The organism is Sinobaca sp. TMA16-18 (assembly GCF_059510535.1).
The window spans coordinates 320,777-334,173 of the sequence record NZ_JCAKFM010000003.1 but is presented as its reverse complement, the minus strand read 5'-3'; the positions used below and the strand labels follow the sequence as shown (position 1 = coordinate 334,173).

Annotated in this window: 14 protein-coding genes; 10 read left to right on the top strand and 4 right to left on the bottom strand. The window is 44.0% G+C overall.

Features of this window, described 5'->3' with window-relative positions:
* Positions 1-4: 4 nt before the first annotated feature.
* From AC5W14_RS07950 to AC5W14_RS07935, 4 genes are read right to left on the bottom strand one after another with little or no spacing between them, the layout of a single operon-like run.
* Entirely contained in the window at positions 5-1,486 is a 1,482-nt protein-coding gene (locus AC5W14_RS07950) for a Na+/H+ antiporter subunit D (RefSeq protein ID WP_496058795.1), read from the bottom strand.
* Entirely contained in the window at positions 1,479-1,817 is a 339-nt protein-coding gene (locus AC5W14_RS07945) for a Na(+)/H(+) antiporter subunit C (protein ID WP_496058794.1), read from the bottom strand. The genes AC5W14_RS07950 and AC5W14_RS07945 overlap by 8 nt, the downstream gene beginning before the upstream one ends.
* Positions 1,817-2,239 (bottom strand): Na(+)/H(+) antiporter subunit B, encoded by a 423-nt coding sequence (locus AC5W14_RS07940; protein ID WP_496058793.1) that lies wholly within the window; start codon positions 2,237-2,239, stop codon positions 1,817-1,819. The genes AC5W14_RS07945 and AC5W14_RS07940 overlap by 1 nt, the downstream gene beginning before the upstream one ends.
* Positions 2,236-4,656, bottom strand: coding sequence for a Na+/H+ antiporter subunit A (locus AC5W14_RS07935; RefSeq protein ID WP_496194075.1), 2,421 nt, complete (start codon positions 4,654-4,656; stop codon positions 2,236-2,238). Before AC5W14_RS07935 ends, AC5W14_RS07940 begins: the two co-directional genes overlap by 4 nt.
* Positions 4,657-5,199: 543 nt before the next feature.
* Between AC5W14_RS07935 and AC5W14_RS07930 the strand changes: the two genes are divergently transcribed.
* From AC5W14_RS07930 to AC5W14_RS07885, 10 genes are all read left to right on the top strand, one after another.
* Positions 5,200-5,718: a YqeG family HAD IIIA-type phosphatase gene (locus AC5W14_RS07930; RefSeq protein ID WP_496058791.1), complete on the top strand. Its 519-nt coding sequence runs from the start codon at positions 5,200-5,202 to the stop codon at positions 5,716-5,718.
* Positions 5,719-6,825, top strand: coding sequence for a ribosome biogenesis GTPase YqeH (gene yqeH / locus AC5W14_RS07925; RefSeq protein WP_496194074.1), 1,107 nt, complete (start codon positions 5,719-5,721; stop codon positions 6,823-6,825).
* On the top strand, positions 6,822-7,667 hold the full coding sequence (gene aroE, locus AC5W14_RS07920) for a shikimate dehydrogenase (protein ID WP_496194073.1): 846 nt from the start codon (positions 6,822-6,824) through the stop codon (positions 7,665-7,667). The genes yqeH and aroE overlap by 4 nt, the downstream gene beginning before the upstream one ends.
* Entirely contained in the window at positions 7,668-7,964 is a 297-nt protein-coding gene (gene yhbY, locus AC5W14_RS07915) for a ribosome assembly RNA-binding protein YhbY (RefSeq protein WP_496058788.1), read from the top strand. It begins immediately after the preceding gene.
* A gap of 12 nt (positions 7,965-7,976) precedes the next feature.
* Positions 7,977-8,552 (top strand): nicotinate-nucleotide adenylyltransferase, encoded by a 576-nt coding sequence (gene nadD, locus AC5W14_RS07910; RefSeq protein ID WP_496058787.1) that lies wholly within the window; start codon positions 7,977-7,979, stop codon positions 8,550-8,552.
* Positions 8,545-9,129, top strand: coding sequence for a bis(5'-nucleosyl)-tetraphosphatase (symmetrical) YqeK (gene yqeK, locus AC5W14_RS07905; protein WP_496058786.1), 585 nt, complete (start codon positions 8,545-8,547; stop codon positions 9,127-9,129). The genes nadD and yqeK overlap by 8 nt, the downstream gene beginning before the upstream one ends.
* A complete protein-coding gene (rsfS, locus tag AC5W14_RS07900) occupies positions 9,119-9,472 on the top strand; it encodes a ribosome silencing factor (RefSeq protein WP_496058785.1) in 354 nt (117 codons plus the stop codon). Before yqeK ends, rsfS begins: the two co-directional genes overlap by 11 nt.
* A gap of 7 nt (positions 9,473-9,479) precedes the next feature.
* A complete protein-coding gene (locus AC5W14_RS07895) occupies positions 9,480-10,238 on the top strand; it encodes a class I SAM-dependent DNA methyltransferase (protein ID WP_496194072.1) in 759 nt (252 codons plus the stop codon).
* Between the two features lie 244 nt (positions 10,239-10,482).
* A complete protein-coding gene (locus AC5W14_RS07890; RefSeq protein ID WP_496194071.1) occupies positions 10,483-11,004 on the top strand; it encodes a helix-hairpin-helix domain-containing protein in 522 nt (173 codons plus the stop codon).
* Positions 11,005-11,029: 25 nt separating this feature from the next.
* Positions 11,030-13,369, top strand: a complete 2,340-nt coding sequence (locus tag AC5W14_RS07885; RefSeq protein ID WP_496194070.1) for a DNA internalization-related competence protein ComEC/Rec2 — start codon at positions 11,030-11,032, stop codon at positions 13,367-13,369.
* The last annotated feature ends 28 nt before the right edge of the window (positions 13,370-13,397 follow it).

Genomic DNA, 13,397 nt, shown 5'->3' with positions numbered 1-13,397 from the left:
CGATCTACTCCCCTAACACCGAATTAATATAAATAGATGGTTCAAGCAGTTCCTCGGCAATTCCATACGAGTAGCTGAAAATAGGTTCAGCGGCAAAGCCCAGAACAATAGTTAAGAGAACCAGCGGAACAATAGGAAGAAGGATAGGGCCGATTTTTTTAGCTGCCTGTTCGTCCGTGTGTTTCTGCTCCCCCCAGAATGCATAAATGAATATCTTCAGCATGGAGAACAAGGTGAGCAGCCCGACTAAAAGGGCTACGCCGGTAATAATGTAGCGTCCTTCCTCCATACCGGAGAGAATCAGCGGAAACTTACTGAAGAATCCGCTGAGCGGTGGTATACCGGCAAGAGAAACGGCGGTAATAAAGAACATCCAGGCTAACAGGGGATGTGTTTTTAAAATTCCGCCCATTTTCTTCAGGTCCGTCGTGCCGGTAATGGATTCTGTTGCACCGCTGAATAAGAATAAAGCGGATTTAACGATAATGTGGTGGGCAATATAGTAGATGGCACCTGCCAGGGCAAGCGGGGTGAATATCCCAAGCCCCATTACCATATAGCCGACCTGGCTGATGATGTGATACGAAAGAATTCGTTTGAAGTCAAACTGTGATACCGCTCCAAGAACTCCAAAGAACATCGTAAAGCCGGCCAGTGCAAGAATAATGTTATGCGTAAATCCAATATCGTGATTAAATACTAACGTGAACAAGCGGATAATCGCATAAATCCCGACTTTTGTTAATAGTCCGCCAAACAGGGCTGCAACAGCAGAAGGGGGACCGTAATATGATTTAGGCAGCCAGAAGTATAAAGGAAATAAAGCACCTTTGGATGCAAATACGATAAGAAGCAGAATGGCGATAACATTCATAATGCCGTCCTGCCCGGTTTCTTCCACGCGCACTGCCATGTCTGCGAAATTCAGCGTGCCAAGTGCTCCGTAAATATAAGCAACACCTATTAGGAAAAGCATTGAGGCAAATACATTAATAACAACATACTTAAAAGATTCGCGCAGCTGGTATTTGGTTCCTCCCATCACTATAAGAATATAGGAGGCCAGCAGCATTACTTCAAAAAATACAAACATATTAAACAAGTCACCGGTTAAAAACGCACCGTTTACACCGGCGAGTAGAAATAGATAGAAGGGATAAAAATAAAACTTTTCCCGTTCGGTTGAAATAGTGCTGAAAGCAAAGAACAAACAGACAACACCGACAATACTGGATAAAATCACCATCATGGTCGCGAACATATCTGCGACGAAAACAATGCCAAATGGTGCCGGCCATTCTCCCATTTCCATTGTAGCAATGCCATTTTGATAAACGTCAATGGCAAGGACAACAGAGACTGCCAGCATGGCCAGAGCGGTTAGAGAAGTAATAACTCTCTGAGCCTGATGCTTTTTTGCAAGCAGTATGAGTATCGAGCCAATTAAAAAGGGCAGGAGTACGGGTAATATTATTAGACTATTCATCGGAAGTACCTCTCAACTGATCAAGATCATCTGTTTTGTGTGCGTCATACGTTCTATAAGCCAGTACCAGCAGAAAAGCAGTTAAGCCGAAGCTGATTACAATGGCTGTCAAAATAAGCGCCTGGGGCAGCGGGTCGGCGTAGCTGGCGGCTTCCTCTCCAAGTAGAGGAGGAAAACCACGCTGCAGGCCTGCCATCGTTAAAAGAAGAAGATGAGCCCCATGGGAAATGATAACAACCCCAATGACGACGCGGAAAATGCTTCGGGAAAGCATCAAATAAGTTGCTACCATAAAGAGGACGCCGGCTGTGATCGACATTAGTATTTCCATTACGCATCCTCTCCAATCGCTAATATAATAACTAGTGCTACAGCTACAACGGCTAAATAGATCCCCAGGTCAAACGGAACAGCTGTAGTCAGGTGAACCTCGCCAAACAAAGGAAGCTGTACGTACCGATCATATTGATTAAGAAAGGCACTTCCTAAAAACATGCTTACCATTCCGGTAACGAGCGAGATAATTAACCCGATGGCAATAATATTGACGTAGTTAAAAGCAAGAGCTTTTCTGATGGACTGAATATCAAATGCCAAGTACAAAAGCAGCAGGGCAGAAGCGGTCATTAAGCCCCCGATAAATCCACCGCCGGGGTTGTTGTGCCCGGCAAAGAATAAATAAATAGAGAAGGCAAATATTAAAAACGTTACTACCCGCGTAACGGATTGGAGAAGCAGATTATTTGTCTTCATACATCCTCCCTCCCTGTCATGCGCAGTTTAATTAGAGTAATAACACCTAATGCGGCGATCGCTAGCACCAGAACTTCGAGAATAGTATCAAGTCCACGAAAGTCGACGAGAATAACGTTAACCATATTTTCTCCGGCAGCAAGATCGTAGGAATTGTCTATAAAGTACTGGGAAATGGATTCAAGACCGTTTTCCTGGCGGAAAGCATACGTGCTTAACCCAATCATGGTAACCATCACACCGACACCAACTGAAATAATCGCATTCGTTACCTGAATTCTCGGTTTTGTGCGTTCTTTTGTCAGCTTAGGAAGGTGCTTGAATACCAGCAGCAATAATACAACAACTACTGTTTCAATAAGAAACTGGGTTAAAGCAAGGTCGGGCGCGCTGAATGCGACAAAGAAGATCGCAACGAGAAATCCTAAGGCGCCTACAATAATAATGACGGCCATTCTATCATTCACAAACGGCACGGCAAGTGTAGTCAGAATAAAGAGCGGTACGAGCACCCACATAAACCCTGGAATAGAAGAAAGGTTCTCTGTAGGCATAGTGAAAGCATCGTAATGGAGCATCGTATAAGCAAGCAGCAGAACAATAAATATGGACATATAGGCCAGGTAATCACGAAGTCTTCCTGTAATCTGTGCCCGCGTTATTTTCTGTGATCCCGTTACAAGCCCGCTCAGTGATCCATCGTAAAGCGGATTAAGAATGTCGCTTTCTTTTTTATAAATGGCAAGTGAAGACCATTTCTTCATAAGAATAAACAATAGTGTTCCAAGGGCAATAACTCCCATTGTCATAAACAACTCCAGCTCAAAACCGTGCCAGAGGTAAATATCAACATAAAAACGTTCGCCGCCTGTCATAACACCGGGCAGTATGCTCTGCATAGCCGGCTCAATTAACGAGTAAGCCAGCAGGTTTGGAAACAAACCGAAAACAATAACAAGAATAACCAGAATAATCGGGCTTATTAACATGCCGATCGGTGCTTCATGAACATGCTTATCGAAGTTTTCCGGCTTGAATTTTCCGGTGAACGTTTTAAAGAATAGAATCAAGCAGTATAAAAAGGTGAAGATGCTGGCGACCCAGGCAATAATCGGAAACAGCATGCCAAATGTCTGCATGTTCCAGGCCGTAATCTCAGTCGCTTCCAGCATACTCGTAAAAAACATCTCTTTACTGATAAATCCGTTAAATGGTGGAATACCGGCCATTGAGGCGGCACCAACCATGGTGATGGTAAACGTAACCGGCATAATAGCCATCAGGCCGCCGAGGCGGTTAATATCCCTCGTACCGGTTTCATGATCAATAATACCGACAGCCATAAACAAACTTCCTTTGAAAGTTGCATGGTTTATCAGGTGAAAGATAGCCGTCATAATAGCTGCATGGTAAAGGGCAGTTTCTACACCGTCATTAAAATAGAGCGAGGCAGACCCGACCCCGAGAAGCGACATAATCAGGCCGAGCTGACTGATAGTGGAGAAAGCGAGAATCCCTTTTAAGTCTTTCTGGCGGACCGCAGACAGCGAGCCCCAGAATAAGGTGAATAAACCAACGCCGGATACAATCCAGAACCACTCGGGCACGCCTGCAAAAACAGGAGTGAAACGCGCGACGAGATACAGACCGGCTTTAACCATCGTAGCGGAGTGCAGGTAAGCACTGACCGGTGTTGGAGCTTCCATGGCATCCGGCAGCCAGATATGGAATGGAAACTGGGCGGATTTAGTAAAGGCACCCAGAAGTACAAGGATCATTGCCGGAATAAACAAATTACTTGCCATAACAAGATCAGCACTGGCGATTGTTTCCTGAATACTGAATGTGCCGGTGATGCTGTAGAGCATGGCAAAGCCGCCGAGCATGGCAAAGCCGCCGAATACAGTGATAAGCATCGATTTCTGCGCGCCGTAAATGGATTTATCACGCTGAAACCAGTAGCTGATCAACAGGGCAGAAGAAAGGCTTGTTAATTCCCAGAAGACGTAAAGCACAATCATGTTATCGGAAATAACAACACCGAGCATAGCGCCCATGAACATAAGAAGGTAAACATAAAAGTTGTTTAACGCTTCTTTTTTCTTATCTAAGTAATAGATAGAATAAAGTACAACCAAAGCGCCTATTCCAGTAATAAGGAGGGCAAATAAAATACTCAGCCCGTCCAGATAAACGGTATAGAAAATTTGAAGCGAAGGCACCCAGGATGCAGAGGCTTCCACGACACCTCCCTGGGAAGTAGTTTGTACCATCTGCTGCAGAAAATACCCAAACAAAGCAAGTGGAAGAATAAAGACGAACCACCCAGTATGTATTTTGGGGATGTAGCGGTAAAAGAAAGGGGTAAGGATGGCCAATAAAAATGGAGAAATAATGGCCCAATGTAAAAACGTCATAATGTCTGTCCTCCTTGTATAATAAAAAGCATGAAATGATGTAAATGTTCTGACAATAATCCATTTGTCAGAAGGCTGTGCCTAAAAAAAGATGCACAGCTGAGGGCATCCATAGGAAAGCGAATATAAAATGTAATGTATTCACAGTACCGCATGCAAGTATTTTGTATTTTCGTTAACTGTATACTTTATAAATCAGCCTGCAAAGCATCCTTTGGCACAAAAAAGGTGTAAGCTGGTTTATAAACACACAGACAATGAAAATTATAACGTAAAAAAGTAAAGCGTGCATCCAAGAGCACCGCTTCACAGCTGTATAGAAGAGTTAAAATACCAATTTTCTTAAATATGAAGAAACACGCTGAAAATAAAATGTATTACATTTTATTGAACACGATAAAGGAGAAGGATGTCAGCTGCCGCAGGCGGATTCCATTTGAAAAAAATCAATGCAGAGGTTATACTATTTCCTTAGAAAGCCGACGTATAGCGTGCTTTTAACGAACAATAAAAGCCGTTGAATAAATAAAAGGATGTGGCCGCGTGCTTAAGCGTTTTATACCAAATGAATATATTCCTTCCGTATATGATTTAGATCTGGATCAGCTTCATGAAAGAAATATTAAAGGCATCATAACGGATCTGGATAATACTCTGGTAGAATGGGACAGACCTGAGGCGACACCAGAACTGCTGAGCTGGGTAAAGCTTGTAAAAAATAAAGGGTTCCAGGTTACCATTGTGTCCAATAATAATAAAAAAAGAGTAAGCGCATTTTCAGAACCGAGCGGCATTACCTTCATTCATTCAGCAAAAAAGCCTCTCGGACGGGCATTTAGAAAAGCGAAAAAAGACATGGGACTGCACACAAACGAAGTCGTTGTTATTGGAGATCAGGTGCTGACAGATGTATTTGGCGGAAACCGCTCCGGTTTTTACACTGTGCTTGTCGTTCCTATTGCAAAAACAGATGGAATGCTTACTAAAATCAACCGCAACATTGAAAGAAGAGTACTGAAACGACTGAAAGACAAAGGTCATGTTCAGTGGGAGGAATCATAATTGACAGAGGAACTAGTATGTTCGGGCTGCGGAGCAGCCATTCAGACCGAAGAGCAGAATAAAGCGGGGTATACTCCGGAATCAGCGCTGGAAAAAGACATTATTATATGCCAGCGCTGTTTTCGTCTGCGCCACTACAATGAAGTACAGGATGTGGAATTAACGCATCAGGATTTTTCCAACAAGCTTCATGAAATTGGCAGCCAGAAAGCGTTGATTGTAAAAGTGGTGGATATCTTTGATTTAGAAGGAAGCTGGATTTCAGGCTTTCACCGGTATACAGGCAATAACGATGTTGTGCTTATTGCCAACAAGGCCGATCTGCTTCCTAAGTCAGTCAATCAGAACAAAGTCGTGCAGTGGCTGAAAAAACAGGCTAAAGATCAGGGCCTGACCGCAAAAGATGTGGTATTAATCAGTGCTTCTAAAAACCAGGGCGTGGAGGAAGCCGCGCAGCTGATTGAGAAATACAGACAGGGCAGCGATGTGTTTATAACCGGCTGTACCAATGTAGGAAAGTCTACCTTCCTGAATCAGATCATTCGATTGTTCAGCGGAGAAGATGATGTTCCTATTACCACCTCCCATTTTCCGGGAACGACGCTTGATATTATAGAAGTAATGCTCGAAGACGGTAAACACTTAATTGATACACCTGGAATTATTAACAACCGTCAGCTTATTCATCAGATGCACAGCAGTGACTGGAAAAAAATGATGCCCAAAAAAGAAATCAAGCCTATTATTTATCAGCTTCAACCCGGACAAACTTTGTTTGTAGGTGGATTTGCACGGCTTGATTTTGAAGAAGGAGAACGGAACTCCTTTGTGGCTTATTTTGCAAATGAGCTGAAAATTCACCGTACCAAGCTTGAAAATGCGGATGATTTAATGGCCAACCATTTGGGAGGTATGCTTTCGCCCCCATCTCCTAAATCCGTAGAAAAGCTTGGCAAGTGGAAACGGTATGAGTTTGTTATAAAAAAAGATAAAACCGACATTGTTATTGCAGGACTGGGCTGGTTTTCTGTTCCTAAAAAAGGAGCAAAAATCAGCATACACGTGCCGGAAGGAACCGGTGTTTCGTTAAGGGAGGCGATTGTGTGACAGACAGCATAAAGCTTCTTGGGCTTTTCGGCCACCCGGTTCATCATTCATTATCTCCGGCCATGCATAATAAAGAATTCAGTGCCCTGAATCTTCCTTATTATTACCAATCATTTGATGTAGCGCCGGCTAATTTAAAAGAAGCCGTATCCGGTATCCGGGCGCTGGGGATCCGGGGAGTCAATGTAACCATTCCCCATAAAGTAGACGTTATGCAGTACCTGGACGACGTGGAAGAACATGCCAAAATGATCGGTGCAGTCAACACGATTGTTAACGAAAACGGGTACCTCACCGGATATAATACAGACTCAAAAGGATTTATGGATTCTTTAAAGGAAGAAACGACGGCTGATATTAAAGGGAGCAGAATTCTTGTTATCGGAGCAGGAGGAGCTGCCAGGGCCGTCCTAACGGGGCTGTGGAGCAGTGGGGCAGCGGATGTCTGCCTGACGAACCGCAGTATGGAAAAAGCAGAACATCTGGCGGAGAAATTCCAGGGCAAGCTTGCTTTAAACGTATGGTCCAAAGAAGAGGCTGTGTCCAAAAATAATGAATATGATATTATCATTAATACGACATCTCTTGGAATGAGTCCAAATACGGAAACAAAACCGTGGCCGTCCGATCGGATTAAGCCCGGCTGTATTTGCTGTGATCTAATTTATAATCCATTAAAAACAGCCTGGCTGCAGGAAATGGATGCAAAAGGAAACGAAACGTTAAATGGGCTTGGCATGTTTGTCAGGCAGGGAGCGGCCTCTTTTGAAAAATGGACAGGCACGTATCCTGATGTTCATCGAATGAAAGAGACGGTTCTGCAGAACTTAGGAGGAAAATAAATGTCATTATCCAACAGCCAGAAAAAATATCTACGAAAGCTCTCCCATAAACAAAGCCCGGTTTTTCAAATAGGAAAGCAGGGGCTGAGCGAGAACCTGGTCAAACAGACCGAAGATGCTTTAGAAGCAAGAGAACTGATCAAAATTAACATTCTACAGAATTCAGATGAAGAAGTGAATGAAGCAGCAGAAGCGATTGCATCTGCAGTGAACGCAGAAATCGTCCAGACTATTGGAAGTACGATGGTTTTATACAAAGAATCAAAAAACAGCAAAAAGATCGAACTTCCCAAATAAGGTGGCTGAAACATGTCGGAAAGAATCGGTATAGTAGGAGGGACATTTGATCCTCCCCATATAGCTCATTTAATGCTTGCTGAAGAAGCACTTCATTCTCTTCATTTAGATGAGGTCTGGTTTATTCCGGTGTATACTCCGCCTCACAAAAACATGAAATCAGACAGTACGCCTGAACAGCGGCTGGAACTTATTAAAGCGGCAGTGAAAGACCATCCGGGTTTTCGTGTATCCACTATCGAATACGAGCGGCAGGGTCCCTCTTATTCAATTGATACCATCCGGACATTAAAAGAAAAATACACGGACGCTTCTTTTTATTTTATTATAGGCGGAGACATGAAGGCGCAGCTCCATACGTGGAAAGATATTGCGCGTTTGAAAGAAATGGTTACTTTCGCTGTAGCAGACCGGCCAGGCTATTTTGCTGAAAAAATGAATGAAGATGGTATACAATATATAGAGGCACCTTTATTGGATATTTCTTCAACCGATATAAGAGAAAGAATAAAGCTTGGCAAAAGCATTCGTTATTATGTAACAGAGGACGTACGACACTTTATTGAAAAGCAGGGATTGTATGAATAGAGCAGACGCACTGGCTCTGGTAGAGCCACATTTAACAGAGCACCGCTATATTCATACGATAGGAGTAGCGGATACCGCGCTGAAACTTGCCGCCAATACAAATGTAGACAAAACCAGACTCGAACTGGCTGCGATATTTCATGACTACGCTAAATTCAGGGATAAGCAGGAAATGCGGGCAATTATTGAGCAGGAGGATTTCGATCCGGACTTTCTTTTCTATGGGGATGAACTGCTGCATGCTCCGGCGGGATCGTATTTAGTGAAAAAAGAGATAGGGATACAAGACCCCGACATACTTTCAGCGATTACCTGGCATACGACCGGAAAGCCGGACATGACAATGATGGAAAAGATTTTGTTTCTTGCCGATTATATTGAGCCCAACCGCACCTTTCCTGGCGTGGAAGAAGTAAGGGACCTTTCCGCTTCCAGCCTCGATGAAGCCATCATAAAAGCCCTGGCAAATACGATTCACTTTCTGATGAAAAAGAGACAGCCGGTTTATCCGGGAACACTTGCCACGTATAATCAACTAGTTTTTAAATTCCGAAAGGGGAATGTAAATGAAAAGTAATGAAATTTTGGAAAATGCCCTTCGTTCTGTAGATGAAAAAAAAGCGGAGAATATTGTAGCTCTAAATATGCAGGGAATTTCAACAATGGCGGACTACTTTGTTATTGTAAGCGGCCAATCTTATAAACAGGTTCAGTCTATTGCAAGAGAAGTCCGGAAAAATGCATTGGAAAATGAATATGATGTAAAGAAAATGGAAGGTTTTGACGAAGGGAAATGGATCTTAATAGACATCGGCGATGTTATTGTCCATGTTTTCCATGAGGAAGAACGGATGTACTATAATCTCGAAAAACTATGGGGAGATGCACCGGAAGTAGAAATTAAAAAGGTGCTTTCTTAATCAGCCGGTGAACGTATATGGTGATTTTTCGAAGGTGTACGATGAATTAATGGGGGATGCCCCTTATGCCAAATGGAACAATTGGCTGTTGGAGGCTCTGCCGTCCGATACTAACCCCCGCCAGACAAAGCTGCTGGACGCCGGCTGTGGTACAGGAACGATGCTGCGCCATATGCTTGATAACGGCTTTGATGCACAGGGGATGGATCTTTCTGTTGATATGCTGACGGTAGCCAGAGGCAAGCTTAACGCTGCCGGCTATCGTCCGCTCTTGTTTCAGCAGGATTTATCCGAGCTGGAGGCGCCAAGTCCTTATGCTGTAGTGACGGCATTTTGTGATACGATCAATTATTTGACAGACGAAGATACTGTTAAGCGTGCGTTCAAGGCAGTATATGCCAACCTGGAAACAAAAGGGAGATTTCTGTTTGATGTTCATTCGGTTTTTTATATGCAGACCATACTAAATAACTTTGCTTTTTCTGAAGTAAGGGAAAACCTCGCATATATTTGGAACTGCTTTGAAACAGAAAACCGGAATGAGATCATTCATGAGCTTACTTTATTTATAGAAAATGCAGAAGGTTTGTACGAACGTTCGGATGAAGAACATGTGCAAAAAGCCTTTACGCTGGAGCAGTACAGTCAGTGGCTTTCAGAGGCGGGCTTTTCTTCCGTGCAGGTATATGCGGATTTTTCCTTTAACCGACCAGGGCCGGAAAGCGAGCGGCTGTTTTTTATCGCAGAAAAAGATTTACAATATTAGGATAACCGTCTAAAATAAGAGAGAATCCCGGTTCATGCCGAGGATCTCTCTATTTTTTTACCCCGATTACCCCTTCCCGCTTTACATCCATTACTCTAAGTACTCATTTCTCTTGAAGGGAGGTGAAAAACGATTGAAAAAAGTCCATATGGTTGGAGCGGCTGCCGCCGCAGTTTTTATTATGGGCATTTTTGTATTTCTAATAGTTTCTCCGTCTACGGAAAGCACGTAGGGGGGAGAAACTATGGCAGATGACTATTTTTTGGATAGTCAGCCGGACATTGAAACAAACGAAGCTGAACTGGAAGCCTCTGTATCCGAACCGGCATTTATTATGGTGGATGTTAAAGGAATGGTAGCTTCTCCAGGTGTCTATGAACTGCAGCAGAACAAACGCATTGTAGACGCTGTAGACATGGCAGGCGGCCTGGCGGAATATGCTGATGCTGCACAGGTGAATTTTGCAGCCCGGCTTCAGGATGAGATGGTAATTTATGTTCCAGCTGAAGGAGAAGAAGCGGATCATTTATTAATGGAAAGCTCCGTGTATGAAACAGACGGGGACCAGGAAAGTAAAATCAGTCTCAATACAGCGGAAGCTGCTGATTTGGAGACACTTCCTGGTATTGGTCCTGCAAAAGCTGCTGCGATACTGGCATACCGTGAGGAAAACGGTCTGTTTGCATCGACAGAAGAAGTAAAAGAAGTCTCAGGGATAGGAGACAAAACCTACGAACAGCTGCAGGATAGTATTACCGTAGAATAAAAATCCAACAGAAAGATTCTGTCTAATGAACTTATTAATTGCTGTATCAGCTGCACTGCTCAGCATTGCTGCCGTTTATTATGCTTATCCACTTTTCCTTCTTTGTCTGCTTCCGATCTTATTTCTGTATGCCTGGTGGAAAACTGGACAAAAACGGTCATTGTTTTATTGTGGCATGGTTTTCCTTCTTTTTTTGGTGCGGATGGAAGTGGCGGAAAAGAATAATGATTCTGTTTTTAATGAACCACCCGCGCACCTGGAGGCAGTCATTCTAACTACTGCGGCAGTGGACGGGGATCAAGTACAGTGGATGATGCGGGACGTGCATCATCAGGAGAAACTCTTCGTGACGCTGTACCTGACTGAAGAAAACGAACGGGAACAGATAGAAGCACTGACGCCGGGTTCGATATGCCGGGTGGAGGGAACATGGAAAAAGCCGGCACCCGCCTCTAACTTTGCCGCTTTTGATTATAAAAGCTATATGTACAAGCAGCAGGTTCACTGGACAATCGAGGTCTCCGGCGTAGATAATGTTCTGTGCAGCCATCAGAAACAGGGTTCTTTTTTGTTCACAGCTCACCAATGGCGTGATTTTGGCATTAAACATATTCAACAGCAGTTTCCGGAGGAGCTGCAGGGGATCAGCAGCGCTCTTATTTTTGGAAACCGTAATGAACTCGACCCCGGGGTGGAGAAAGCTTATCAGCAGCTGGGGCTGATTCATCTGCTGGCGGTCTCCGGGCTTCATGTTGGTATTATAAGCGGCGTCCTGTATTACGGGGGACTCCGCTCAGGCATAACACGAGAGCGGATGAGCTGGATCCTCATTGGGTTTCTTCCGTTGTATGCTCTGCTGGCCGGTGGGGCGCCTTCGGTGTGGAGAGCGGTTTTAATTGCGATGCTTGTGCTTCTTTACCAGCGTTTCGCCAAAAAGTCGCTTCCGCCTGTTGCTGCGCTTGGAACCGCAGCTCTTGTTATGCTCTGGGCAGATCCTTATTACATCTGGCATATAGGGTTTCAGCTTTCTTTTTTTATTAGTTTGAGCCTGTTGTTGTCTTTTCCACTTTTGCAGAGACTGCCTTCGCTTCCTCTTCAGTTGTTTAGTGTATCTGCTGTCGCTCAGACCGCGTCCCTTCCTATTATTTTCTATCACTTTTATGAATTTTCTCTGCTCAGCTATGTATTAAATATTGCCTTTGTGCCTTTTGTTTCTCTTTTTCTTCTGCCTTTTTGTTTTTTTATATTCTTTCTATCTCTGTGTATGCCTTCGGCCGCTGGCTTACTCATGAAGCCGGCAGAAGCGGGTATTCGTCTTTTGCATAATAATCTGCAGTTGGCAGCAGAAAGCCGTGTGCTGCAGGTAGTAACAGGGAAGCCGGATCTCCTGGAGCTGCTTTTTTTAAGTGTATCGCTTCTGTTTCTTTTTGCTGAGATAGAAAAAGGACATCGAACAGGTACATTCCTCGCGGCGGGATCACTTACGGTTGTGTTTGGCTGGCTGCTTTTTTCACCTTATTTTGATTCGAAAGGAGCTGTAACGGTAATTGATGTAGGGCAGGGAGATAGTATATTAATAGAGCTTCCGTACCGGAAAGGAGTCTACTTAATTGACGGTGGAGGAGCGCTTTCGTTTCCCCGGGAGGAGTGGCAGGAGCGGAAAGAGCCCTATGACCCGGGAGATCGTGTCGTTGTTCCTGTTTTAAAATCAAAGGGAATTCGTACGATTGACAAACTGATCGTTACACATGGGGATATGGATCATTACGGCGGGCTGTATGCTGTCCTAAAACATACAAACGTACATCAGGTCCTGTACGGAAGAAGTGCCGAAGAGAAAGAATCGGAACAACATTTTCTGGAAACGGTCCATCAACACGGAATTCCCATTGTGTTTGCTGAAAAAGGAATGACCTGGAAAGAAGGAGAACAGTATTTTCAAGTATTAGCTCCATTGCACAATAAAGCGAGTGGAAATGAAGCCTCCATTGTTTTGTATGCCGTGATGGGAGGGCGGAGCTGGCTTTTTGCCGGGGATTTGGAAGAACAGGGAGAAAAGCAGGTGATGGAGGCGTTTCCCGGTTTGAAAGCGGATATATTAAAAGCCGGCCACCATGGCAGCAAAACGTCTACATCTGCGTCCTGGGTCCAGCAGCTCGACCCTAAAGCAGCTTTATTATCATCCGGACGCTGCAGCCGATTTGGTCATCCTCATCAGGAAGTACTGGATATACTGGAAGCGCATGAAGCTGCTATTTTCCGCACAGATGAAAAAGGGGCCATCGAAATTGCTTTTAACTACAAAGATATCCTTTCGATCCACCAGGCAGGAACAGTCATTCTAAACGATCAATGCGGAAGCTGATTCATACAATACAAAAAGAAGCCCCCTG